Below are 24602 nucleotides of genomic sequence, written 5' to 3'. Positions count from 1 at the left end.
CGATGTGGGACGTCCCACAATCATGTCCCTCTCCCGTCCCGGGAGAGGGTTAGGGTGAGGGGGAAGCGCCGCAGGACTTTCACGAAGGTCCCGCCGTGCATCCCCCTCACCCCGACCCTCTCCCCGGGGGGGAGAGGGGGATTGAGAGACGCCGCTGCCAGAAGGGGCGGTCTTGCCAGCGGCGTTCCAGGCCGTACCACGCACGCAGATGGGCGCGGTAGGCGTCGCGGATCGGTGTCAGGCCGGCGGCGTAGCCAGACAGTGCGCCGGGATCGCCGAACAGATGACGGTGGGCGGCCTCCGCCGCGGCCAAGCCGGTGTAGAGCGCGTTGAAGATGCCCTGCGACGACAGCGGGTCGAAGCCCAGCGCGGCATCGCCGACCGCCAGCCAGCCTTCACCGGACGCGGGGGACAAGGTGCTGCTGTGGGCGGCGCAGAAACCGCCCCTCCCCTCTTCCTGCCCCTCCGGTTCGAAACCACAGGCGCGCAACGAGTCCGAAAGCACGGAGCAGCCGGACAACCGGCGCAGCAGCGATGCCGTGTCGCGGGCATCCGCCGCTGCTGGCAGGTCGGCGTCGGTGTGGAAGGCGACGACCCGGCGACCTTCGGGCAATGGGGCGCTGTACCACCAGCCGTCCGGCTCCGCCTCGATCCAGGTCAGGCCGGACTGGCGGCCGGGGGCGTCCCGGCCATGGACCCAGCCGCAGACCAGCCGGTCCGACACCGCCCGGCGGGCACCGAAGCGCTTGGCGAGCGGCGAGCCCCGCCCGCCGGCATCGACCAGCAGGCGGGCGTGGACGGGAAGGCGGCGGCTGGCGGTCTCCACCTCAAGCAGCCAGCCCTCCCCTGCCCTGTTCACCGACAGCAGCTGGGCCGGGATCTGCAGGACGGCGCCGCGTGAGGCCGCCACCCGGCGGAGCCAGCCGTCGAACCGGCCGCGGTCGAGGTGCCAGCCCGGCCCGTCAAGGTCGCGCAGATTGTCGGCCTCGACCGGCAGCGGCCCGCCCCAGACCGACCGGCCGCCATGGCAGGGGGAGTGGTCTTCGGCGAGGAAGGCGTCCCACAGCCCCATGTCGCTCAACAGGCGGCGCGCCGCCGGGGCCAGCGATTCACCGATGCGGACGGCGGGGCCGGCCCGCCGGTCCAGCACCAGCACCCGGTGCAGCGGCGCGAGGTTGAGGGCGAAGGTGGTCCCGGCGGGGCCTGCCCCGACCACGACCGCATCCACCCCAACCGCACGAGCCACGGCCTTGTCCGTCTCCGACCCGCCTGTTACGGGCGTACCGACCCGAATCACCGCAGCCCGCGCGGGAAGCGGCGGACCTTGTCGATCCGGCTGAGGTCGACCGGTTGCGTCGCCCGCAGCCCGCCACCGCCGCCCGACGGGGCCGGCGCCTTGCTGGACAGTGTGCGGTGGGCGGCCCGAACCGCCTTGGTGTCGACGGTGTCGTCCACGTCGGGGATGGGGATGTGCTGGTCCTCCACCTCGATCAGCGGCGGGAACAGCTTGGCGCCTTCCGGATCGGTCGGGCCGGGATTGACCTCGACGACGCCGAGATGGTCGAAGTGACGGATCATGTTGTTGATCTGGTCGGTGTAGCTGGTGGTGCCCAGCGGCGCCACCCAGGCGGCGCGGTTGGCGAAGGCGGCCAGACGCACCTGGGCCGGCTGGGCGGCATCCATCACGATGTCGTAGTTCTCCCGGGTCAGCACCTCGTTCGGCACGCGGGCCGGCCAGAAGGTCGGGACATTGGGGTCGTAGCTGGCATCGTAGCCGGAGCGGCAGCTGCCGGTGTCGGTCTGCCACGGCACCGCCATCCAGCGGGTGATGCCGCCGGGAAGCTGGCCATAGAGCGGGCCGTTGGGAATGGTCACGGTGTCGCTCGACAGGATGGCGCCCAGGCCCGGCTCGACCCAGCCCTTCGGCGCATGGGCGAAGCGGAACGGCTCCATATACATTGTGGCGGCGCGCACCGGCCACGTCATCTCGCAGCCGGGATGGAAGGCGTCGGCAAGGCAGAAGTCCATCGCGGCGCGGGTCAACACGTCGCCCTGCTCGTCCAGCGGCACCTGATCGAAGTCGGTGTAGACCGGGACCTTGCCCCAATCGTCGTCGAAATCGCCGGCGACCCACTGGTCGAGGAACTCCAGCTGGGTCTGGGTCAGCGAGGTGTATTGGCGCGGAGTCTCGGCCGGCGGGATGTTCATCGCGTCGCCATAGACCCAGGGCCAGGGCGTCGGCGACCAGCTGTCGACCGCGTCATGCCGGAAGGAGTTCTTCAGCACCCGCCGGGTTTCCTGGTTGGCGAGGCTGCGGTCGCTGAGCCGCGCGATCCACTCCGGCTTGGTGAAGTCGTTGGCGGAGTTCCAGCCGAACCCGGCGGCGAAGCCGGCATTGACCCATTGCAGGCCGGTCATCCGCTCGAACACCGGGTAGATGTCGTGGGTGAAGGACGGGCGGGCGGGCTTCGGCAGGGTTCCGGCCTGGATCGCCACGTCGCGCATCAGGTCCCACATGGTGCGGACGGACTTGCGTTGCGGCCCGTAGTTCGGCGGGGCGACGACGATCCAGGCGGGGGTAACCGGCAGCTCCATGCCGTTCAGCTTGACCACCGCATCGACCGGGCCGTCGGAGGTGTCGTCGTGCCAGCCCTCGTTGTTGCCGAAGGTGATCGCCTTGGTGCCGTTGTAGGAGGCCGACTTGCCGCGCCCGCCGGTGACCAGCAGGCGATGGTCGCCCTTCTCGCACCACATGCGGCCGAGATAGACCGGGTCGCCCTGGTGCATGAATTTGCCGGCGACCAGTTCGTGGCTCTGGCGGCCATGGCCGGCGTGGATGGCATGCTCGCCGGCATCCAGCACCAGCGCCTGACGGTCGGCGACGGTCGGGTTGCGCAGCGTGGTCGGGTCGGCCGACGCCGCTTCCGGAATGTCGAGCGCCAGCTGGAAGCCGTACCAGGCCGACTTCTTGTTGGCGAGATGGACCTTCCAGGTGATGTCGGCACCGCTGTCGGTGGCGGTCAGCTCGCGGACGATCCGGCCCATGGCGTTGACGCCATAGATGCGGAAGCGCGCCGCCTGCGGCAGAAGCCGGCCTTCGGCGTCACGGTAGGGGTTCCGCGCCGGGTCGTCGCCGGCCATCAGCGGCTTCGGGTTCGGCACTTCGGGGCCGACGACATAGCCCTCCGGCGCGTTGCCGATGCGGGCGATGCCGATGGGCGGGTGGATCACCGCCTTGACGATGCAGTCGTCCTTGGGGAGCGGCGGTGCTTGGTCGCGGGGCTGCGTCGGCTGTTGCAGCGGCTGGCCGTTGGCCTGATGGCGGACGTCGGCGCCGTGGTTGTAGACGACCTTGCGCACCGCGGCGATGCTGCCCTGCGGCGCCTGCTCCACCGGCGTGCGCCAGATGTTGAAGGCGAGTTCCTGACCATAGTCGCCCTGGCCGCGGGCGCAGACGTCCTGTTTCGGCAGGACCAGCGTCGCCACCGGCTGGTAGGGGTATTGGTCGGTCGGCCATTCCTCCGTCGCCTTGTCCAGCGGATAGCCGGCGCTTTTCGGCACCACCTGTACCATGAAGGTGAAGCGGTATTCGTCCTCCAGCAGCCGGTTGGCTAGGTCGGTGGCGAGATAGTTCTTGTCGTCGGTCGGGACATTGACCGCCGGGTGGCCGGGCGGCGGCGTTTCCGGCACCAGCGAGTATTTGGCGTAATGGTCGGGGCCGAAGGCGAAGGGCAGGATCGCCCAATATTGGGTGGTCAGCACGCTGCCGTCGACTTGGGCCGACATGGCGTCGAGGATGTCGTTGGTCTTTGGGTGCTTGGTTAGATAGCCGGGATAATCCTTCAGGACCGTGCCGGCATAGGTGAACTCGCACATCTCCTCGGCGTTGTCGACGAAGAAGACGGGAAAGTTCTGCATGATGAAGTCGGCGACGTCGCCCGTCTCGCCCAGCGCGTTGACGCCATCGACGCCCCAGACCTTTAACCCGATGCCGAGCGTCGAGCCCAGATCGGGCGAGGTCGGGCTGGTGTCGCTGGAGAAACGCATCCAGGCCGGCAGTTCATCCCTGGCGAAGACGCCGACGCGAAGCGCCTCGGGCCGGTTGGGATCCATCACCAGACGGCCATGGGCGGCCCCGTGCAGCTTGCGGAACACCGCGCGTTCCGCCGGCTTCTGGCCCAGCGCGATGCGCTTCATCTGGCCCATGGCGATGAACATCTCGTCCAGCCGCTGGGTGGCGTTGGTCGCGCAGTCGAAGCAGGGGGGACTCTTGTTGGGGTCTTTGGCGGTCATTCGCTCCGTCTCCTGTACCGTCCGGCGGCGCTGCCGGGGTGGGGTGGGCATGTCTGGCGCGGGAGGTTGTGTTCGTTGGATGATTTTCCCGCTTCGTGATTCGTGCTTACGCGAGCACTTCAAGGGTTTCCACCGTAAATAATCGGGTGGACGCACATTTTTCGCGCGCGGGAGAGTTGAGGGTGATGGGATGCTGCCGGAGTTGAGAAAGCCCACCACTGTTCGTGCCGGTGATCCGGAGGTTCGCATGTGGGACGTCCCACAATCCCCGCGTTGCGCTGCTCCCCTGCCCCATTGATGTGTATGATGGACAATCCGTTCCGCAGAGGTCCGACCAGAATGAGCGACAACTTCTTCGACATCGCCGCCGCCCGCTTTCCCGCCGATGCCGACAGCAGCTTCATCGAGCTGGAGTCCGGCCGCCGCTACAGCTACCGCGACCTGATGGAGATCAGTGGCCGCTATGCCCGGCTGCTGGCGGAGCTGGGCGTCGCCAAGGGCGACCGCGTGGCGGTGCAGGTGGAAAAGTCGCCGGAGGCGGTCTTCCTCTATCTCGCCTGCCTGCGGGTCGGGGCCGCCTATCTGCCGCTGAACACCGCCTATACCAGGGCGGAGGTCGGCTATTTCCTGGGCGATGCCGAGCCGAAGGTCTTCGTCTGCACGGCCGCCAACGAGGCGGCGCTGGCCGACACCGCGACGGGCGCCGGGGTGGACACGCTGCTGACGCTGGGGACCGGTGGCGACGGCAGCCTGCCGGAACGGGCGGCCGGGCTGGATCCGGAGTTCGACACGGTGGCGTGCGCGGCGGACGATCTGGCGGCGATCCTCTACACCTCCGGCACCACCGGACGGTCGAAGGGGGCGATGATGAGCCACCGCAACCTGTCCTCCAACGCCGCCACCCTGCACCGCATCTGGGGCTTCCGGCCCGACGACGTGCTGCTGCACGCCCTGCCGATCTTCCACACCCATGGCCTGTTCGTCGCCACCAACTGCGTGCTGATGAACGGCACCGGCATGCTGTTCCTCGGCAAGTTCGATCCGGACGCCGTGTTCCGCCTGCTGCCGCGGGCCACCGTGATGATGGGGGTGCCGACCTTCTACACGCGTCTGCTGGCCGATCCGCGCCTGACGCGGGAGGCGGCGGCGCATATGCGGCTGTTCATCTCCGGCTCCGCCCCGCTGCTGGCCGACACCCACCGGGAGTTCAGGGAGCGCACCGGCCACGCCATTCTGGAACGCTACGGCATGACGGAGACCGGCATGCTGACCTCCAACCCGCTGGACGGCGAGCGCATCCCCGGCACCGTCGGCTTCCCGCTGCCCGAGGTGTCGGTGCGGGTCGCCGACGAGAAGACGGGGGAGCCGGTTGCGGAGGGCGGGATCGGCGTGCTGGAGGTGAAGGGGCCGAACGTGTTTTCCGGCTATTGGCGGATGCCGGAGAAGACGGCGCAGGAGATCCGCCCCGGCGGCTGGTTCATCACCGGCGATGTCGGCCGGATCGACGAGCGCGGCTATGTCCACATCATCGGCCGCGCCAAGGATCTGGTGATCTCCGGCGGCTTCAACGTCTACCCCAAGGAGGTGGAGACGGTGATCGACGCCATCGACGGCGTGGTGGAATCGGCGGTGATCGGCATCCCCCACCCGGATTTCGGCGAGGCGGTGATGGCGGTGGTGCTGCGCCGGCCGGGGGCCGCGGTCGATGAGGCGGCGGTGGTCGGCGCCTGCAAAGAGCAGCTGGCGAACTTCAAGGTGCCGAAGGCGGTGGCCTTCGTCGACGAGTTGCCGCGCAACGCTATGGGCAAGGTGCAGAAGAACCTGCTGCGGGAGGCGAACAAGGGCCGTTTCGGGGCGTAAGGGGAACTCCGGCCGAGGTCCCCAAGAAATCGCTTGTCCGCCGTCTGCGGCGGGAGCAATGCTCGGCCTTCTGCCGCGCCATACCCCTTTCGAAGGGAGTGGCGCGGCTCCGGCTTTTTCCATGTGCGCCCGCGATGATGACCCTGTTCCGCCGTGCCGTCCTGCCGCTGGCGGCGGCCCTGCTTGCCCTGCCCGTTTCGGCCATGGCCGGGCAGCGCAGCTATGCCGCCACCCATGGCGCCGCTCCCTTCGTGACGGAGCATCTGATCCCCGGATCCGACCTCGACCTCGATCAGGTCGACCGGACCCTGCCGCAGGCGCGGGTGGTGGCGCTGACCATCGACGACGGGCCGGATGCCAATGATCCGCGCATCCTCGACATCCTGCGGGCGCATGGGGCGAAGGCGACCTTCTTCTACATCGGCGCCAAGATCCCGGCACATCACGACATCGCCAAGCAGGTGGCGGCCTCCGGCAACGAGGTCGGCAGCCACACCCAAACCCATCCGATGACCACCGACCTGAAGCCGGCGGAGCGCGAGTGGAACCTGGCACAGGCGGAGAAGGCGCTGGCGTCGGTCGGCGTGACCGCGACGTGGTTCCGGCCGCCCTTCGGCGATGTGGACGACGCCCTGGCGGCGCTGGCGCGCCGGCATGGCATGGCGACGGTGCTGTGGACCGCCGACAGCCAGGACTGGAAGGACAGCGGTCCCGACATCATCCGCCACCGGGTGACCGAACGGCTGGCGCCGGGCGCTGTCGTGCTGATGCACAGCACCAAGGCGGCGACCGTCGCGGCGCTGCCGGCGATCCTGGAGGAGGGGGAGAGGCAGGGCTTGCGCTTCGTCACCATGAGCGAGTGGGACGTGGCGATGCGGCAATCGGTGACGCCGGAAATGGCGCTGCTGCACCCGGTACCGCGGCGGCGCTGAGCGCCCTAATCTCCCTCTCCCCCCCGGGGAGAGGGTCGGGGTGAGGGGGATGCACCGCGTGGCTATCCCGAAAATCCTGCCACGCGTCCCCCTCACCCTAACCCTCTCCCCGGGGGGGAGAGGGGATGATCCCGACCTTGGGAGACCTTGGCATGCCGTGACCGTAGGGATGCAAGGATGTCCCATCGGCGGGGGAGCCCGGCCGGTGTAGGATGGTGGCGAGCGGCCATCATTGTTCCGAGCCGCCGTTGGAAGCACCGCCATGCCCGTCGAGCCCTTCACCCTGATCCTCTCGCTGCTTCAGCAGATGTGCGTCTATCTGGTGATCGCCTATCTGCTGAGCCGCACGCCGCTGTTCCTGCCGCTGACCCATGTGACGGTGCGCTGGCCGCACAAGCTGGCCTGTTACGCGATCTTCTCGATCTTCTGCATCATGGGCACCTATTTCGGGCTGCACATCGACGACAGCATCGCCAACACCCGAGCCATCGGGGCGGTGCTGGGCGGCATCTTCGGCGGGCCGTCGGTGGGGCTGGCGGTCGGGCTGACCGGGGGCCTGCACCGCTACTCGCTGGGCGGCATGTCGGCGCTGGCCTGCGCCATCTCCACCATGACGGAGGGGCTGATCGGCGGGCTGGTCCACCGCCACATGGTGCGCCACGGCCGGATCGAGCCGCTGTTCAACCCGCTGCGCGTCGGCGCCGTCACCTTCGTGGCGGAGGTGGTGCAGATGCTCATCATCCTGGCGGTGGCGCGGCCGTTCGAGGCGGCGATGCATCTGGTGGAGGTGGTGGCGGCCCCGATGATCGTCGCCAACACGCTGGGCGCGGCGCTGTTCATGCGCATCCTGCTGGAGCGCCGCGTGCTGGACGAGAAGCAGTCCAGCGCCTTTTCCGCCAAGGCGCTGAAGATCGCCGCGCGTTGCGACGGCGTGCTGCGCGGCGGCTTCAACAGCGAGAACAGCACGCGGGTCGCCCGCATCATCTATGAGGAGACCGGCGTCGGTGCCGTCGCCATCACCGATCGGGAAAAGCTGCTGGCCTTCATCGGCATCGGCGACGACCACCATCTGCCCGGCACGCCGATCAGCTCGCCCCAGACGCATCAGGCCATCGCCAGCAATCAGGTCATCTATGCCGACGGCAACGAGGTTGCCTATCGCTGCTCGATCAGTCCGGGCTGCCGGCTGGGGGCGGCGCTGGTCATCCCGCTGGTGGGCGAGGAGGGCGGGGTGATCGGCACCATCAAGCTGTACGAGCCGCGCACCAAGATCTTCTCCACCATCAACCGCACGCTGGGGGAGGGCGTGGCGCGGCTGCTGTCCAACCAGATCCTGGCGGGCCGCTACGAGCAGCAGAAGGCGCTGCTGGCGCAGTCGGAGATCAAGCTGCTGCATGCGCAGGTGAACCCGCATTTCCTGTTCAACGCGCTGAACACCATTTCCGCCGTCATCCGCAATGATCCGGAGCGGGCACGGCAGCTGGTGCAGAACCTGTCGACCTTCTTCCGCAAGAACCTGAAGCGCCCGAGCCAGATGGCGACGCTGGCCGACGAGGTCGAGCATGTCAGCGCCTATCTGCAGATCGAGCTGGCCCGCTTCACCGGCCGGCTGGCGGTGGAGATCGAGGTGCCGGAGGAGCTGGGCCACGCCCGGCTGCCGGCCTTCTCGCTCCAGCCGCTGGTGGAGAACGCGATCAAGCACGGCACGGCGCAGCTTCTGGGCGACGGGCGGGTGCGCATCGCGGCGCGGCGGGAGGGCGGCGATTTGCTGCTGTCGGTGGAGGACAATGCCGGGCTGTACGAGGCCAGGCCGGGCGGCGACGGGTTGGGGATGACCATCGTCGACCGCCGCATCCGCAACCGCTACGGTGAGGAGTACGGCGTTTCGGTCGCCTGCGAGCCCGATGCCGTCACCCGTGTTACCCTGCGCCTGCCTCTTGAGGAAACCGTGCCCGCATGACGGCCGCCATGAATGTCCTGATCGTCGATGACGAGCCGCTGGCGCGCGAGGAACTGCGCCGGATGCTGGAGGAGGCCGCCGACCTCCGCATCGTCGGCGAATGCGCCAACGCCATCGAGGCCATCGGCGCCATCAACCGGCAGGCGCCCGACGTGGTCTTCCTCGACATCCAGATGCCGCGGGTCAGCGGGCTGGAGATGCTGAGCATGCTCGACCCTGAGCGGATGCCGCGCATCGTCTTTCTGACCGCGCATGACGAGTATGCCGTCCAGGCGTTCGAGGAACATGCCTTCGATTATCTGCTGAAACCGGCCGATCCGGCGCGGCTGGAGAAGACGCTGCAGCGCCTGCGCCGGCAGCATGCGCCGCAGGAGGTGTCCGTCCTGCCGGGGGCGGCGGAGCTGCGCCACATCCCCTGCACCGGGGTCAACCGCATCACCCTGATGAAGCTGGCCGATGTCGAGTATGTCGTCTCCCGCCCCGCCGGCGTCTATGTGGTGGGGGAGGACGGGCAGGAGCGCTTCACCGAATTGACCCTGCACACCATCCAGGAAAAAAGCCCGCTGTTCCGCTGCCACCGCCAGCATCTGGTCAACCCGGACCGCATCCGGGAGATCCGCTTCGTCGACGGCGGGCTGGCAGAGATTCAGACCAGCGGCGGGCATGTGGTGCCGGTCAGCCGGCGCTTCCTGGGCGCGCTCAAGGAACGGCTGGGGATGGGGTGAAGCCGGCGATTGCCCGCTCCACCGCCGCTTCGGCGTGGATGGCGGTGGTGTCGAACAGGGGGACGGCACTGTCCTCCGGCTTCACCAGCAGCATGATCTCGGTGCAGCCGAGGATGATCGCCTCCGCGCCGCGCTCCACCAGCCGGGCGATCACCTCGCGGTAGGCCTGGCGGGAGGCGGCCTCGACCCGGCCCTGGACCAGTTCCTCGTAGATGATGCGGTGGACGGTGGCGCGGTCGGCGTCGTCGGGGATCAGCACCTCCAGACCGTGGCGCTCGGCGAGCCGGCCCTTGTAGAAGTCCTGTTCCATGGTGAAGGCGGTGCCGAGCAGGCCGACGCGGCGGTGGCCGGCGGCGCGGATGCGCTCCGCCGTGGGATCGGCGATGTGCAGCAGCGGGATGCTGACGGCGGCCTGCACCTCGGCCGCCATGCGGTGCATGGTGTTGGTGCAGATCAGCAGGAAGTCGGCGCCACCGCGCTCCAGCCGGCGGGCGGCGTCGATCATCAGGGTGGTGGCATCTGCCCAGCGGCCGGCATGCTGCAACGCCTCGACCTCCGCGAAGTCGAAGGACCACATCAGGCAGCGGGCCGAGCGCAGCCCGCCCAGCCGGTCGCGGACGCCCTCGTTGATGATGCGGTAATATTCGGCGGAGCTTTCCCAGCTCATGCCCCCGATCAGGCCGATCACCTTTTGCGACACCGGGCGGGTCTCCTGCCTTGGTGGATGGGACACTTGGAACGCCGTGAAACGCTTTCCGGCGCGTTGTTCACTGTTCAATGGGCGGCGGCGGGCGGAGTCCGGCCGCCGACACCTTCTTCCTACCATGGAACGGGCGCGCGAGGTTACCGGTATGACCAAATCGCCACCGTCGCTGTTACCCCAGGGATGGGACGGTTCGGGACGGGAGGGTGGCGATGGGCGGCGTGCGGCGGGGGTGGGGGATCGTGGTCGATGCGGCCTATGGCTGGATGAACGACGATGCGATGAGCATGGCGGCGTCCATCGCCTTCTACACCATCTTCTCGCTGGCGCCCCTGGCGATCCTGGTGATTGCGCTGGCCGGGCTGGTGTTCGGCGACGAGGCGGCGCGCGGCGCGCTGATCGAGCAATTGACCGCGCTGGTCGGGCGCGACGCCGGGCAGACCCTGCAGGATCTGATCGCGCGGGCTGGCGCGCGGGAGACCGGGATCGTCGCCAGCGTCATCGGCATCGGCACCATCATCGTCGGCGCCACCACCGTCTTCGTCGAACTGCAGACCGCGCTGAACCGCATCTGGCGGGTGGCGGCGCCGCAGGAATCGACCATCACATGGCTGGTGCGGGTCCGGCTGAAGGCGCTGGCGCTGATCGGCGCCATCGGCTTCCTGCTGATCGTGTCGCTGGTGGTCAGCGCCGCGCTGGCGGCGGCCGGCCGCTGGGCCGCCGGCTATCTGCCGGCGATGCCGTCACTGCTGTGGCTGCTCGACGTCGTCACGTCCTGGGTGGTGCTGACCGGGCTGTTCGCGATGATCTACCGCATCCTGCCCGACACCTACATCCGCTGGACCGACGTCTGGCTGGGGGCGGCGGCGAACGCCTTCCTGTTCGCGGTCGGCAAGTTCCTGATCGGATTCTACATCGCCACCAGCGGTGTGGTGACGGTCTATGGCGCGGCGGGGTCCTTCGTGCTGATCCTGCTGTGGGTCTATTATTCGGCGGTGATCTTCCTGTTCGGGGCGGAACTGACCCGCGCCTATTCGGAGCGCAGCGGCAGCCGGGCACGGATGCCGGGGCTGAACCCGGAGGCGGGGCCTGGGGTGGGCCCTGGGGTAGGCCCTGGGGTAGGGGAGGGGGCTACCGCCCGCAGCAGCCGCGTCCCAGAGTCATCAGGATCTGCCGCGCCTTGAAAGACCGTTCGTCGAGCGGCTCCTCCTCCGGGGCGAGGCGGGCCTGGGCTTCGCGGTAGCGGTCATAGGAGTCGTCGTTGAACAGACGACGCAGATTGGCGAGGGCCTTACGCAGGGGTGTGCGGGGGCAGGGAGTGTCCATCGGAGACCTCTGGCGGGAGCCGGCGTTGTGGGACGTCCCACGTTAGCGCCGTTGCGGCAGGCATTGAGCCGGTTTCCGGCGAGCGGCGGTTTGGCCGTCTGAGTGGCGTAATCCGGAGCCTGAGCGGTTCGATGCCCGGCCCGTCACCGTGGTCCCGGCGCCTCTCCGACAAGCCAGTCGACGAAGCCGGCAACGAGGTTTCCGGCGTCGGCCTGACGTGGAACGAGAGCGACGTACCCGGTCCTGGGAACGCGAATATCGGGCAACGGCGTCATCAGCCGTCCGCCGGCGATGTCGATGTCGAGCATCGGCAACGGGCCGATCCCGATGCCAAGCCCATCCTCCACCGCCTGACGGGTGACGTAAAAGTGATCGAATATCTGGCGGGGATGCCCGGCAAGGTGCTGGAGTCCTGCCGCCTCAAGCCAGCCCGTCCAATCGCCGGCACGGGTCTCGCTTGCGAGCAGCGTGTGTCCCTCGATGTCGGCGGGCTTGCGGATCGGCCGTCGGGCGAACAGCGCCGGGCTCATGATCAGCGTGTCCACGTCATCCAGCACGGGGACGACGCGATGCTGAGGCCACACATGCTCCCGAGCGACGCCGCGCCGGATCGCCACGTCGACGCCGCCGCGCAGTTCCTCAAGCACGGTCGAAACCGTCGTCACCGCCACTTCGACCTGCGGATGGTCGGCGTGGTAGCGGCTGAGCCGCGGGATCAGCCAGCGCATCGCGAAGCTGGTCGGTGCGCTGACCCGCAGGATGCGGCGCGCGTCGGGCCGGCCGCAGGCTTCCGCCGCGACGGCCAGCCGGTCGAAGGAAAGGCCGACCTCTGCCGCGAAGATCCTCGCCATCGGCGTCGCGACCATGCGGCGCCCGTCCCTCACGAAGAGCCTCTGTCCGAGCCAGCCTTCGAGCGCAGCGATCTGCCGGCTCACCGCGCCATGGGTGAGACCGAGTTCAGTCCCGGCCTCGGCATAGCTGCCGGTCCGGGCCGCGACCTCGAAGATGCGCAGGGCGTTCAGGGGAGGAAGGCGGCGCATGGGCAGTCCGTAAGGGCGATCCGTGAGAAAAACGAACGCTATCCGTGAATCAAAGCATACTAGTCGCTGAAATTTCACACGTATACCCTGCCTTTCCATTCAGACCAGCCGGGCAATGCCTGTGGCGCCTCTGGGAAAGCCATTGAAGATGAATCCGAGACATTGGTGGACAGAGAAGAAGAAAAGCCTGACGGGCGCGTGCCTTGCCCATGCGCTGCATGATGGATACACCGACGCGCTCTATGTCTTCCTGCCGGTCTGGCAGGCGCAGTTCGGCCTTTCCTATGCGATGCTTGCCATCATCCGCGCCCTTTACTCCGCAACTATGGGGGGACTGCAAATCCCGGCCGACCGGGCTCTTCGCGGCCTGTCGCCGCGGGCGGCGCTGATCCTGTCGACAATACTCGCGGCGACGGGCTTGCTGATCATGGCGTTGCCGTTCGGCTTGCCGGGGCTGTGCGTCGGCCTCGTCGTCGCCGGCATCGGATCGAGCATCCAGCACCCCTGCGGGTCGATGCTCGTCACCGTCAGTTACGGTTCGGCATCACGGCATCCGCTCGGCATTTACAATTTTTCAGGCGACCTCGGGAAAGCGGCGTTGCCGGCGCTCGTCGCGGTGCTGCTGCCGACGTTCGGCTGGCAACCGGTGCTGGGGCTGATGGCGGTGATCGGCATCGCCCTGTCGCTCGCCCTGCTGCCGCTGGCGCCGGCGGTTCCCATCGTGAGGACCGCAAAGACCGGGACCACGGCGGGTCGCGGCCGCGGCGGCTTCGGCATACTGACGGTGATCGGTGCGCTCGATACGGCGACCCGCATGGGCTATCTGCTGTTTCTGCCCTTCCTTATCCAGGGCCAGGGCGGGGACTCGGCGACCGTCGGATTGGCGCTGGCCCTGCTGTTCATCGGCGGCGCGCTGGGAAAGGCGACCTGCGGCCTGCTCGGGGAGCGGCTGGGCGTCGTCGGCAGCGTCATGGTGACCGAAGCCGCCACGGCCGTGCTGATCGCGGCGACGCTGCTCACCTCGCTGACGCCGACGCTCGTCCTGCTGCCGCTGCTCGGCATCGTGCTCAACGGCACCTCTTCGGTGCTCTACGGCACCGTGCCGGAGCTTTCCAACGGCGATACCGGCCGGGCCTTCGCGGTCTTCTACACCAGCGTCATCGGGTCCGGCGGTCTGGCCCCGATCCTCTATGGCGCAATCGCCGATCACAGCAGCCAGACGACCGGCGTGCTGGCCTCGGCGGCGACCGCCGCCCTGATCGTTCCGCTTGTCCTGATGCTGAGGCCCCATCTGGGCGCCGCCGCCGCGGAGCCGCATGGGAAGCCCGGCCTGCCGCGCTCCGCGTGACCGTTCCACCGCCATATGGAGATCGTCTCAATGACCACCGTCTCTGAAACGCCGCTGATTCTGGTAACGGGCGGGAGCCGTGGCGTCGGCGCCGCGACCGCAAGGCTTGCCGCCGCCCAGGGCTATGATGTCGCGATCAGCTTCGTCTCCGATGAGACCGCCGCCCGTGCCGTGGTGGCGGATGTCGAAGCCCTGGGTCGCCGGGTGTTGGCGGTGCGCGCCGACAGCGCGGATCCGGCGCAAGTCGCCGCGCTGTTCGCCGCGATCGACCGGGAGTTCGGCCGGATCGACGTGCTGGTCAACAACGCCGCGGTGCTCGCGCGGCAGTGCCGGACCGAGGATCTCGGCTTCGAACGGATGCAGCGCATCTTCGCGGTCAACGCAATCGGCCCGATCCTCTGCGCGCAGCAGGCGGCGAAGCGCATGTCGCATCGCCACAGCGGGCGGGGCGGCGTCGTGATCAACATCTCGTCTGCATCGGCCCGGCTCGGCAGCCCGAACGAATATGTCGACTATGCCGCCTCCAAGGGCGCGCTGGAGACCTTCACCATCGGCTTCGCCAAGGAGGTCGCGCGGGACGGCATCCGCGTCAACTGCATCCGCCCCGGCCACATCTACACCGACATGCATGCGAGCGGCGGGGAGCCGGGACGGGTGGACCGTGTCAAGGAGTCGATCCCCATGGGAAGAGGCGGCCAGCCCGAGGAGGTTGCGCGGGCGATCCTGTGGTTGGCGAGCGCCGAGGCTTCCTTCATCACCGGCACGTTCCTCGATGTCACTGGCGGCAAGTGAGCGGCGGGTAGGGGGCTTGAGCGCCGCCGCTCGCCCCCTGCCGGCTGCCGCTTAGCACGTCCCGGCTGCCGCTCGCGGCATTCCACCACACGGGGCTCCGCGGCGGGCGTACACCGGCGGCATATCCTTTTCAGGAGAGCCGTCATGGATCACGCCCTAACCTTTGTGATCGCGACACTCTGCATTCTTGCGCTCTGCTACCGCTTCTACGGCGTGTTCTTCGTGCGCAAGGTTCTCCGTGCCGACGATTCGGAAGTCACCCCGTCCCACATGCTGGCGGACGGCCGTAACTATGTGCCCACCAAGAAGTGGGTGAATGCCGGGCAGCATTTCGCCGCCATCGCCGCCGCCGGCCCGCTGGTCGGCCCGGTTCTGGCCGCCCAGTTCGGCTATCTGCCGAGCTTCCTGTGGCTGCTGATCGGCTGCGTGATCGGTGGCGCGGTGCACGACACCGTCGTGCTGTTCGCCTCGATGAAGCACAAGGGACAGTCGCTGTCCGAGGTCGCCAAGGCCGAGCTTGGCCCAGTGGCCGGCTGGTGCACCGGTCTGGCGATGCTGTTCATCATCACCATCACCATGGCCGGCCTGTCGATGGTCGTCGTCCATGCGCTGGAACGCAACGCCTGGGGCGCCTTCGCGGTGTTCATGACGATCCCGATCGCCATCGCGCTGGGCCTCTACGAGAAGATCACCGGCTCGTCCAAGGGCGCCACCCAGGTCGGCATCGCCGCCATCGCCGCGTCCGTCTTCGCCGGCCCCTACATCCAGGGCACGCTGCTGGGCGAATGGCTGACGCTGCATGCCGAAACGGTCGCCGTCATCCTGCCCATCTACGCCTTCTTCGCCACGGCGCTGCCGGTGTGGCTGCTGCTGACCCCGCGCGGTTACCTGTCCAGCTTCATGAAGGTCGGGGTGTTCGGCGCGCTGGTCGTCGGCGTCGTCTTCATCAACCCGGAAATCCGCTTCCCCGCCCTGACCGACTTCATCCATGGCGGCGGCCCGGTGCTGAACGGCCCGGTCTGGCCCTTCATCTCGATCACCATCGCCTGCGGCGCCATCTCCGGCTTCCATGCCTTCATCGGATCGGGCACCACGCCCAAGCTGATCGACAAGTGGAGCGACATCCGTCCGGTGGCCTTCGGCGGCATGCTGGCGGAATGCCTGGTCGGCGTCATGGCGCTGATCGCCGCGACCTCGCTGCATCCGGCCGATTACTTCGCCATCAACTCCGCGCCGGCCGCCTTCAAGGCCCTGGGCATGAATGTGGTGGACCTGCCGCGGCTGAGCCAGGAAATCGGCCTCGACCTCTACGGCCGGACCGGCGGTGCTGTGACCCTGGCGGTCGGCATGACCGAGATCTTCACCCGCGTGCCGTGGTTCAACAGCCTCGCCTCCTACTTCTTCCAGTTCGTCGTGATGTTCGAGGCGGTGTTCATCCTGACCGCCGTGGACAGCGGCACCCGCGTCGCCCGTTACCTGATCCAGGACCTGCTGGGCGACATCTATGCCCCGATGAAGCGGCTGGACTGGGTTCCCGGTTCGATCATCGCCAGCGTCATCGCCTGCGTGGCCTGGGGGTATCTGCTGACGTCGGGCGACATCAACTCGGTCTGGGCCCTGTTCGGCGTGTCGAACCAGCTGATGGCCTCGGTCGGCCTCATCATCGGCGCCACCATCATCCTGCGGCTGGCCCAGAAGCGGATCTACATGCTGACCTGCCTGGTCCCGCTGGCCTACCTGTTCGTGACGGTGAACGTCGCCGGCTACTGGATGATCGCCAACGTCTATCTGAACAAGGCCGCCAAGGGCTACAACCCCTTCAACGCCGGCATCTCGATCATCATGCTGGTGCTGGGTTTCATCATCCTGATCGCCGCCTTCCGCAAGTGGAAGGAACTGCTGCAGGCCCGCGCCGTCGAGGTTCCGATGGTCGCTACCCCGGCCGAATGACGGTTTCAGTGTCGTGAAATGTAAACGGGTCCTGTGGAGTGTTCCACAGGACCCGTTTGCTTTTGTTCGTTCGGAGAGGGGAGGCGGCGGTCAGGCCGCGACGCGCTCTTCCTCTGCGTCCACCGCCACCGGCGGGATCCAGGGGATCAGGTCCCGCCCGGTGTTGGCGAGGCGCTTCGGCTCGATGCGGCCGATCACGCGGGTGCCTTCCTTGGCGATGCGCAGGATGTCGCCATCCTCCGGAACCAGCGCGCGTTCGACACCGCAAGTGCGGGCGAGGCGGGCGTGGGCCTCCATATGCTCGATGGTGCCATGGACCGGCACGGCGAAGCGGGGGCGGACCAGCCCATACATGCGGGCGAGGTCGTCGCGCTTCGGGTGGCCGGAGACATGGACCGGCGCATCGGCCGGGGTGACGATCTCGACACCCATGCTGCGCAGATGCGCGTGGATGTCGGCCAGCACCTCCTCGTTGCCGGGGATGGCGCGGGCGGAGAAGATGACGGTGTCACCCTCTTCCAGCCAGAGGTCGCGGTGTTCGTTGCGGGCCAGACGGCTCAGCGCCGCCCGCTCCTCGCCCTGGCTGCCTGTGCACAGGAACACGAGGTTCTCGCGCGGGGTCCAGGAGGCCTCGCGGACATCCATGAAGTCCGGCACATGGTCGAGATAGCCGCAGGCCTGCGCCGCCTTTTCCATGCGCAGCATGGAGCGGCCGACCAGAACCACCTTGCGCCCGACCGCCGCCGCCGCTTCCGCCACCGCGGTCATGCGGGCGACGTTGGAGGCGAAGCCGGTCACGGCGATGGCGCCGGAACGGCCGGCGAAGGCGCCGATCAGGCCGGCGCGGGCGTCGGCCTCGGAGCCGGTGGAACCGGGCACGTCGGCGTTGGTGCTGTCGCACATCATGGCGAGCAGCCCTTCGTCGCCCAGACGCTTCAGCGCGGCGAAATCGGTGCTGCGGCCGACCAGCGGGTTGGGATCGAACTTCCAGTCGCCGGTGTGCAGGACCGTGCCGGCCGCCGTGCGGATCGCCAGCGACATCGGCTCCGGGATCGAATGGGTGACGGCGATGGTCTCGATCCGGAAGGGACCGATGGTCAGCGTGTCGCCGATTTCGAAGGTCTGCACCTTGGCGGCGCGGTGCGCGCCCTTTTCCTTCAGCCGGTCCCGGATGATGTGGGAGGCGAAGGGGCTGGCATAGATCGGGCAGCGCAGGCGCGGCCACAGATGGTGGATCGCGCCGATATGGTCCTCGTGCGCATGGGTCACCACGAGGCCGACGACATCCTGCATCCGCTCTTCGATGAAGGTCGGATCGGCCATCAGGCTGTCGATGCCCGGCGCCTCGTCGCCCATGAAGGCGACGCCGGCGTCGACGATCAGCCATTTGCCGGCGTGGCCGTAGAGCGCCATGTTCATGCCGATGCGGGAACAGCCGCCCAGCGGAAGGAACAGGATCTCGTCCTTGCCCGGAACCGGGCCGGTGGGGCCGCCGCCATGGACCGGAATGGTCGCCGGGCGGGAGCCGTCGAAATCGTCACGCGGACGCGGGTTGCGGTTGCGTGCGCGGTTGTTCGGCGCCATCCGGCGCCGCTTTGAATCAAACGTCATGCCTCTGTCGTACGTCTCACATAAGCCGGCATTCGACGCTGCCGGACGGGCGTGCATCGCTCGTCGATGCGGATCTCGGGGGTGGGGGGACCCGGCCGGAGGCGCCTTGGCGGCGGCCGTCGGACGGCTGGGGTTCGGATGTCTCGTGAGGGCTTATGTGGGCAAAGCGAGGCGTACGTCAAGGGCGGGCGTGAAAAGTCACACGAAATGGTGGGGCATTGCTGGGATGCGTAGCCGGCCAACCCTCGCCCGATGCCGTCGGTTGGACATCCCATAGGATCTCACATCGTTTGCTTGGCTTGATATACGCGCCTATAATCACTCGCATGAAGAGAGCCGTCCTCGACACCAATATTCTGACCGCAGGGCTGCGCAGCCGCCGGGGCGCCTCATTTGCGGTGCTGAGCCTTCTTGCCGATGGACAGTTCCGGGCACTGGTGACGACTGCCCTGTTCCTGGAATACGAGGCGGTGTTGAAGCGTCCGGAACAACACGAGGTTCACGGACTGGACGAGGCCGACGTGGATCGATTGCTGAGCGAACTGGCCGCAGTCCTGGAGCCTGTGGACGTGCGTTTCACTTGGCGCCCGCAACTCTCGGACCCGGCCGACGAGATGGTGCTGGAGGCGGCGGTCAACGGCCGGGCGGATGTGCTGGTCACCCACAATGTCCGGGACTTCGCCGGCGCCGCAACGCGATTTGGCATTCCGGTTCTCCGGCCGGCGGAGTTCCTGCGAGGAGTAGCGACATGAGCAAGGCGACCTATCCCCTGAAGCTGCCCGCATCGGTCAAGGATGCCGCCGCCCGGCTGGCACGCGAAGATGGCGTGTCGCTGAACCAGTGGATCGCCGCAGCCGTGGCCGAGAAGGTCGGCGCCGTCGAAACGGCAGCCTCCTTCCTGAAGGCCCGCGCCGGCAACGCGACCGGTGCCGGCTTGCGCTCCTTCCTGGACACGGTGCCGGACAGACCGCCGCAGGCGGGTGACGAATTGGAGCGGTGAGGTCGCCCGGCAAAGGAGGAGAATAAAAAAGTGTTGGAGTCCCAACGGAGATCTACCGCTTCCATGCCCAAAGGCACCGCCACCCTCCCGCAATGCAGGAGGGCGGCGTGCGGCCCAAAGTCTCTCTGCTTTAGTGGTTGTCGCGTGGGATCCCCATGGTCTGCGCCACGCGCTGGTACTTGACCGCCGGCTTCAGGACCATGCCCTCGTCCAGCTGGTCGACGATGCCGCGCTGGATTTCCTGCCACGGGGTCTGCGACGGTGGAGCGGGGTAGCCGCCGGCGGCCTCCAGGGCGGCGCGGCGGTCGGCCAGTTCGGCTTCGGAGATCAGGATGTCGGCGCTGCCGCGGCGCAGGTCGATCCGCACGCGGTCGCCCGTGCGCAGAATGCCGAGGTTGCCGCCGGCCGCCGCTTCCGGGGCGGCGTTGAGGATGGACGGCGAGCCCGAGGTGCCGGACTGGCGGCCGTCGCCGATGCAGGGCAGGGAATGGATGCCCTGCTTGATGAGGTCGGCGGGCGGACGCATGTTCACCACCTCGGCCGCGCCGGGGTAGCCGATCGGGCCGGCGCCGCGGATGACCAGGATGGTGTAGGCGTCGATGCCCAGCGACGGGTCGTCGATGCGGTGGTGATAGTCCTCCGGACCATCGAAGACGACGACCTTGGCCTCGAAGGCTTCCGGGTCCTTCGGGTTGGACAGGTAGCGCTCGCGGAACTCGTCGGAGATCACGCTGGTCTTCATGATGGCGGCGTTGAACAGGTTGCCGCGCAGCACGACGAAGCCGGCGTTGATCTTCAGCGGATCGTCGATCGGATGGATGACACGGGTGTCGAGGATCTCGGTGTTGCGGCAGTTCTCGCCGATGGTACGGCCGTTGACGTTGGGGGCGCCCTCGCGGATCAGGCCCTTGGTCATCAGCTGCCCGACCACGGCCGGGACGCCGCCGGCGCGGTGGAAGTCCTCGCCCAGATATTCGCCGGCCGGCTGGAGGTTGACCAGCAGCGGGATGTCAAGGCCGTGGGTCTGCCAGTCGTCCACCGTCAGCGGCACGCCGATGTGCTTGGCGATGGCGTTGATGTGGATCGGCGCGTTGGTCGAGCCGCCGATGGCCGAGTTGACGACGATGGCGTTCAGGAAGGCGTCGCGGGTCAGGATGTCGGACGGCTTGATGTCCTGGCGCACCATCTCGACGATGCGCTTGCCGGTCTCATAGGCGGCCTGCTGGCGCTCGCGGTAGGGGGCGGGGATGGCGGCGGAGCCGGGGAGCTGCATGCCCAGCACCTCCGCCAGCGAATTCATGGTGGAGGCGGTGCCCATGGTGTTGCAGTAGCCGGTCGAGGGGGCCGAGGAGGCCACCAGCTCGATGAAGCCCTGATAGTCGATCTCGCCGGCCGCCATCATCTGGCGCGCTTTCCACACGATGGTGCCGGAGCCGGTGCGCTCGCCGCGGAACCAGCCGTTCAGCATCGGGCCGACCGACAGGGCGATGGCCGGGATGTTGACGGTGGCGGCGGCCATCAGGCAGGCCGGCGTGGTCTTGTCGCAGCCGATCGTCAGCACCACGCCGTCCAGCGGATAGCCGTGCAGAACCTCGACGAGGCCGAGATAGGCGAGGTTGCGGTCGATGGAGGCGGTCGGCCGCTTGCCGGTTTCCTGGATCGGGTGGACGGGAAACTCGATGGCGATGCCGCCGGCGGTGCGGATGCCCTCGCGCAGGCGTTCGGCCAGCACCAGATGGTGGCGGTTGCAGGGGCTGAGGTCGGAGCCGGTCTGGGCGATGCCGATGATCGGGGCGCCGGACTGCAACTCTTCCCGCGTCAGGCCGAAATTCAGGTACCGCTCCAGATAGAGCGCGGTCATGTCGGGGTTGGCGGGATTGTCGAACCACGCGCGCGAACGCAGACGCCGTTCTGAACCGTCGGCATTGGCGGGGAAGGGGGGCTTCGTCTCGGACATATCGGCACCGGTTTCAGGTTGGGGCGCGGAGCGGATGGCTGGGCGCCGGAGTTGGGTTTGTGTCTCGATGGGTTGGATCAGGCCGCGCGCATGTCGGCCAGGAAGCGCGACACGCAGCCGCGCAGGTCGTCGGCCTCGCCGGACAGGCCGTCGGCGGCGGATTTGACCTGACGCGAGGCGTCGCTGGTGGCCTGGAAGGCGTGGGTCACGCCGGTGATGGTGTCGCGGACATCCTGGGTGCCGCGGGCGGCGAGCTGGATGCTGCCGCTGATCTCCTGGGTGGCGGCCCGCTGCTCGCCGATGGCGGAGGCGATGGTGGTGGAGACCTCGTTGACCTCGCCGATCACCTTGGTGATCTCGGTGATGGCGCCGGCCGCCTCGCTGCTGACGCGCTGGACGGCGGCGATCTGGGTCTCGATCTCCTCGGTCGCCTTCGCCGTCTGGGCGGCGAGGCTCTTGACCTCGTTCGCCACCACGGCGAAGCCGCGCCCCGCCTCGCCGGCCCGTGCCGCCTCGATGGTGGCGTTCAGCGCCAGCAGGTTGGTCTGGGCGGCGATGGAGCCGATCAACTGCACCACGTCGCCGATCTGGCGGGCGACGCCGGTCAGGCTGCGCACCGTCTCGTCGGTGATGCGGGCGATGCCGACCGCCTGCTCGGTCACCTGGGCGCTGTGGGCGACATGCTGGCTGATCGCGGCGATGGAGACGGCCAGTTCCTCGGCGGCGGCGGCCACCGTCTCGACGCTGCCGGTGGTCTCGCCGGAGCTGCGGACGGCGTCGCCGGCCAGCCGGCTGGTCTCGTCGGTGGTCGACTGGATGGAGTGGGCGGTCGATTGCAGCTGGGTGGCTGCGCTGGCGACGCGGCCCAGCGTGCTTTCCACCATGCGCTCGAACTCCTGGGTCAGGCGGTCGATGCGCTCGCCGCGGCGGACGCGGGTCTCATGCTCGGCGGCCTTGTCGGCGGCCATGCGGTCGGCCTCGATCAGGCCGGCCTGGAAGACCTGCACCGCCTTGGCCATGCCGCCGATCTCGTCGCGGCGGTCGAGGCCGGGAATGGCGACGGAGCGGTCGCCGCCGGCCAGCCGGGTCATGGCGTCGGTCATGGCGACCACCGGGCGCGACAGGCTGCGGGCGATCAGCACCGCGGCGGCAAGGCCGAGGATCAGGCCGGCGGCCGAGGCGAGCACCATCGCACTGCGGTAGCCGGCGATGTCGGCGGTGGTGTCGGCGCGCAGCTGCTGTTCGTCGGCGATGCCCTGGTCGGTCAGGGCGCGGGCCTGCTCGCCGATGGCGGTGCCGAGCGGGGTGAGGGTGCCGGTGACCAGCCCGTCGCGGCGCTGCGTCGTCTCCACCAGCCGGTCGAAGCCGGCGGCATAGCCGTCGAGCGTCTTCAGGAAGGCGGCGACCAGCCCGCGCAGGGCCGGGTCGGTCAGCGTCTTCGCCATGGTGTCGCCATTCTGGGCGGCGGTCTTCAGCTCGGTCTTCGTCGCGGTGGCGAGGCCGGCCGTGCCCTCCCCCTGGAAGCGGGCGGCGACGGTGCGGGCGGCCTGGACATGCATCGCCGCCTGGGCCGCGAGGTTCAGGGCGTCGACATTGCCGCTGTTCTTGGCGTTGGTCAGGATGGTGCTGAGCATGGTCTGCAGCTTCGACCCGAACTTCGCCACCTCGGCCACCGCCTCGCTGCGCTGGGCATGGGCGGCGCGGACGGAGGCGAAGCTGTCGCCATATTGGGCGACGCGGGCCTTCATCTGCTGGACCGCCGCGGTGTCGCCGCTGCCATTGAGGCGTTGGTCGACGGCGGCGACCAGAGCGGCGGCCTCCGCCGCCAGCGAGGCGACGGCATCGGCATCCTCGTCGCGGCCGTTCAGCAGGAAGGCGGTGGTCTTGAGGCGCATGTCCAGCATCAGCGTCTGCATGCGGCCGAGATCGACCACCTGTTCCGCCAGCACGCCGTTGCGGCGCACCACCGTTTCCGTCTCCGACAGGGCGTTGATGCCCACCCCGGCGACGGCGGCGAGGAACAGCAGGATTCCGGCGCTGCCGGCGGTGATCCGGTGGCCGATGCGGGTGCCGATTTGCACGCGGGTGGCGATGGACATGCGGGGAACCTCCCTGTTGCCGGACCCTCTCCCGGGGCCTTCTACCAGTCGAAGGAGTCGGTGCGGTGCCAGCGCCCGACCATGCAGGCGTCGGCGACCAGCGACAGCGGACGGGCATCGACGTCGCTCGCCCCTTCGCCGATCAACCGATGGAAATGGCGATAGATGCGCTGGTATTCGGTGTCGGGCTCGGCCAGGACCGGGACGCCGTCCACCAGCAGGCGGGTGCCGCCATGGGTGAGGTCGAGGCGTCCGTCGGCCGTGTCGATGACGATGGACCAGGTCTGCTCGCCCTGCTGGAGGAAGTCGAAATCGGCGGTGACGCGGCCGATGCGGGAACCGGGGGCCGCACTCATGTCCAGCGTCGCGGCGATCGGCGTGTCGCGGTTTGCCGGCACATGCAGGTCGGCGGAACGGACGAAGACCGGGGCGGGCAGGATGTCGGTCAGGATCGACAGGGCGTTGATGCCGGGATCGAAGACGCCGAAGCCGCCGGCCGCGAAGATCCAGTCCTGGCCCGGATGCCAGCGCCGCACATCCTCCTTCCAGGTGATGGCGACGCTGCGGATGTCGGTGTCCGCCAACCGGCGGCGGGTCTCCTCGACCGCCGGGTTGAACTGCGAATGCCAGGCGGTGAACAGCGTGCGGTGGGCGGCATCGGCCTCCGCCACCAGATCGTGAAGCTCCGACAGGGTGGCGGCGGGAGGCTTCTCGATCAGCACATGCTTGCCGGCGCGCAGGGCCTCCACCGTCAGGCCGTGGCGGACGGCGGGCGGGGTGCAGAGCGCCACTGCGTCGAGATGGGGCAGGGCGGCGAGCATCTCCGCCTGGGAGCGGAAGGTCGGCACGCCTTCGGTGCCGGCGCCGTCCGGGCTGACCACGGCGGCGAGTTGGAACAGGCCGGTGGCGGCAATGGCCGGGATGTGCTGGTCGCGGGCGATCTTGCCCAAGCCGACGAGACCGAGGGTGGGGAGCGTCATGGCGGTTAGTCCGGTCGGGGCCGAAA

At 68.5% G+C, this 24602-nt stretch carries 19 protein-coding genes; 10 read left to right on the top strand and 9 right to left on the bottom strand.

Features of this window, described 5'->3' with window-relative positions; genetic code table 11:
- Positions 1–106: 106 nt before the first annotated feature.
- Entirely contained in the window at positions 107–1246 is a 1140-nt protein-coding gene (locus ACCD06_RS01825; RefSeq protein WP_413338316.1) for an NAD(P)/FAD-dependent oxidoreductase, read from the bottom strand.
- Positions 1247–1293: 47 nt separating this feature from the next.
- Complete coding sequence (locus ACCD06_RS01820) at positions 1294–4293, bottom strand: LodA/GoxA family CTQ-dependent oxidase (protein ID WP_413338314.1); 3000 nt, start codon at positions 4291–4293, stop codon at positions 1294–1296.
- A 339-nt stretch (positions 4294–4632) separates the two neighbouring features.
- Between ACCD06_RS01820 and ACCD06_RS01815 the strand changes: the two genes are divergently transcribed.
- The 4 genes from ACCD06_RS01815 (at position 4633) to btsR (ending at position 9770) form a co-directional block, all read left to right on the top strand.
- Positions 4633–6153 carry a malonate--CoA ligase gene (locus tag ACCD06_RS01815; protein ID WP_413338312.1) on the top strand — a complete coding sequence of 507 codons (1521 nt, stop codon included), beginning with the start codon at positions 4633–4635 and terminating at the stop codon, positions 6151–6153.
- Positions 6154–6287: 134 nt separating this feature from the next.
- Complete coding sequence (locus ACCD06_RS01810) at positions 6288–7085, top strand: polysaccharide deacetylase family protein (protein ID WP_413338310.1); 798 nt, start codon at positions 6288–6290, stop codon at positions 7083–7085.
- Positions 7086–7347: 262 nt separating this feature from the next.
- Positions 7348–9045, top strand: coding sequence for a LytS/YhcK type 5TM receptor domain-containing protein (locus ACCD06_RS01805; protein WP_413338308.1), 1698 nt, complete (start codon positions 7348–7350; stop codon positions 9043–9045).
- A gap of 8 nt (positions 9046–9053) precedes the next feature.
- Positions 9054–9770, top strand: coding sequence for a two-component system response regulator BtsR (gene btsR, locus ACCD06_RS01800; RefSeq protein WP_413338367.1), 717 nt, complete (start codon positions 9054–9056; stop codon positions 9768–9770).
- On the opposite strand, the gene ACCD06_RS01795 is transcribed toward btsR, so the two are convergent.
- Positions 9745–10470, bottom strand: a complete 726-nt coding sequence (locus tag ACCD06_RS01795) for an aspartate/glutamate racemase family protein (RefSeq protein ID WP_413338306.1) — start codon at positions 10468–10470, stop codon at positions 9745–9747. The two genes, btsR and ACCD06_RS01795, sit on opposite strands and share 26 nt — an antisense overlap.
- Before the next feature lie 215 nt (positions 10471–10685).
- On the opposite strand from ACCD06_RS01795, the gene ACCD06_RS01790 reads away from it, so the two are divergent.
- Positions 10686–11657 (top strand): YihY/virulence factor BrkB family protein, encoded by a 972-nt coding sequence (locus ACCD06_RS01790; RefSeq protein WP_413338304.1) that lies wholly within the window; start codon positions 10686–10688, stop codon positions 11655–11657.
- Here ACCD06_RS01790 and ACCD06_RS01785 read toward each other — a convergent pair.
- Both ACCD06_RS01785 and ACCD06_RS01780 read right to left on the bottom strand, forming a co-directional pair.
- A complete protein-coding gene (locus tag ACCD06_RS01785) occupies positions 11605–11799 on the bottom strand; it encodes a hypothetical protein (protein WP_252142089.1) in 195 nt (64 codons plus the stop codon). The two genes, ACCD06_RS01790 and ACCD06_RS01785, sit on opposite strands and share 53 nt — an antisense overlap.
- A 143-nt stretch (positions 11800–11942) precedes the next feature.
- Positions 11943–12839: a LysR substrate-binding domain-containing protein gene (locus ACCD06_RS01780; RefSeq protein ID WP_109156353.1), complete on the bottom strand. Its 897-nt coding sequence runs from the start codon at positions 12837–12839 to the stop codon at positions 11943–11945.
- Positions 12840–12987: 148 nt separating this feature from the next.
- Here ACCD06_RS01780 and ACCD06_RS01775 point away from each other — a divergent pair, with 148 nt between their 5' ends.
- The 3 genes from ACCD06_RS01775 (at position 12988) to ACCD06_RS01765 (ending at position 16929) form a co-directional block, all read left to right on the top strand.
- Entirely contained in the window at positions 12988–14187 is a 1200-nt protein-coding gene (locus ACCD06_RS01775) for an MFS transporter (RefSeq protein ID WP_413338301.1), read from the top strand.
- A gap of 30 nt (positions 14188–14217) precedes the next feature.
- Entirely contained in the window at positions 14218–14979 is a 762-nt protein-coding gene (locus ACCD06_RS01770) for an SDR family oxidoreductase (protein WP_413338299.1), read from the top strand.
- Between the two features lie 144 nt (positions 14980–15123).
- Complete coding sequence (locus tag ACCD06_RS01765; protein ID WP_413338297.1) at positions 15124–16929, top strand: carbon starvation protein A; 1806 nt, start codon at positions 15124–15126, stop codon at positions 16927–16929.
- 90 nt (positions 16930–17019) lie between these two features.
- Here the strand turns inward: ACCD06_RS01765 and ACCD06_RS01760 are convergent, their stop codons facing one another.
- Positions 17020–18540 (bottom strand): ribonuclease J, encoded by a 1521-nt coding sequence (locus tag ACCD06_RS01760; RefSeq protein WP_413338295.1) that lies wholly within the window; start codon positions 18538–18540, stop codon positions 17020–17022.
- A gap of 326 nt (positions 18541–18866) precedes the next feature.
- Here ACCD06_RS01760 and ACCD06_RS01755 point away from each other — a divergent pair, with 326 nt between their 5' ends.
- A complete protein-coding gene (locus ACCD06_RS01755) occupies positions 18867–19292 on the top strand; it encodes a putative toxin-antitoxin system toxin component, PIN family (RefSeq protein WP_413338293.1) in 426 nt (141 codons plus the stop codon).
- Positions 19289–19540, top strand: a complete 252-nt coding sequence (locus ACCD06_RS01750) for a pilus assembly protein HicB (protein WP_136702438.1) — start codon at positions 19289–19291, stop codon at positions 19538–19540. Before ACCD06_RS01755 ends, ACCD06_RS01750 begins: the two co-directional genes overlap by 4 nt.
- Before the next feature lie 130 nt (positions 19541–19670).
- Here the strand turns inward: ACCD06_RS01750 and ACCD06_RS01745 are convergent, their stop codons facing one another.
- From ACCD06_RS01745 to ACCD06_RS01735, 3 genes are all read right to left on the bottom strand, one after another.
- The gene (locus tag ACCD06_RS01745; protein ID WP_413338291.1) at positions 19671–21497 is read right to left on the bottom strand and encodes an IlvD/Edd family dehydratase; all 1827 of its coding nucleotides are present in this window, start codon (positions 21495–21497) and stop codon (positions 19671–19673) included.
- A gap of 77 nt (positions 21498–21574) precedes the next feature.
- Positions 21575–23596: a methyl-accepting chemotaxis protein gene (locus tag ACCD06_RS01740; protein ID WP_136702436.1), complete on the bottom strand. Its 2022-nt coding sequence runs from the start codon at positions 23594–23596 to the stop codon at positions 21575–21577.
- 41 nt (positions 23597–23637) lie between these two features.
- Positions 23638–24576 carry a Gfo/Idh/MocA family protein gene (locus ACCD06_RS01735; protein WP_413338288.1) on the bottom strand — a complete coding sequence of 313 codons (939 nt, stop codon included), beginning with the start codon at positions 24574–24576 and terminating at the stop codon, positions 23638–23640.
- Positions 24577–24602 lie beyond the last annotated feature (26 nt).

Origin of the sequence: Azospirillum sp. CT11-132, assembly GCF_047302835.1 — a bacterium.
Lineage (GTDB): Bacteria > Pseudomonadota > Alphaproteobacteria > Azospirillales > Azospirillaceae > Azospirillum.
This window is presented reverse-complemented; position numbering and strand designations above follow the sequence as displayed.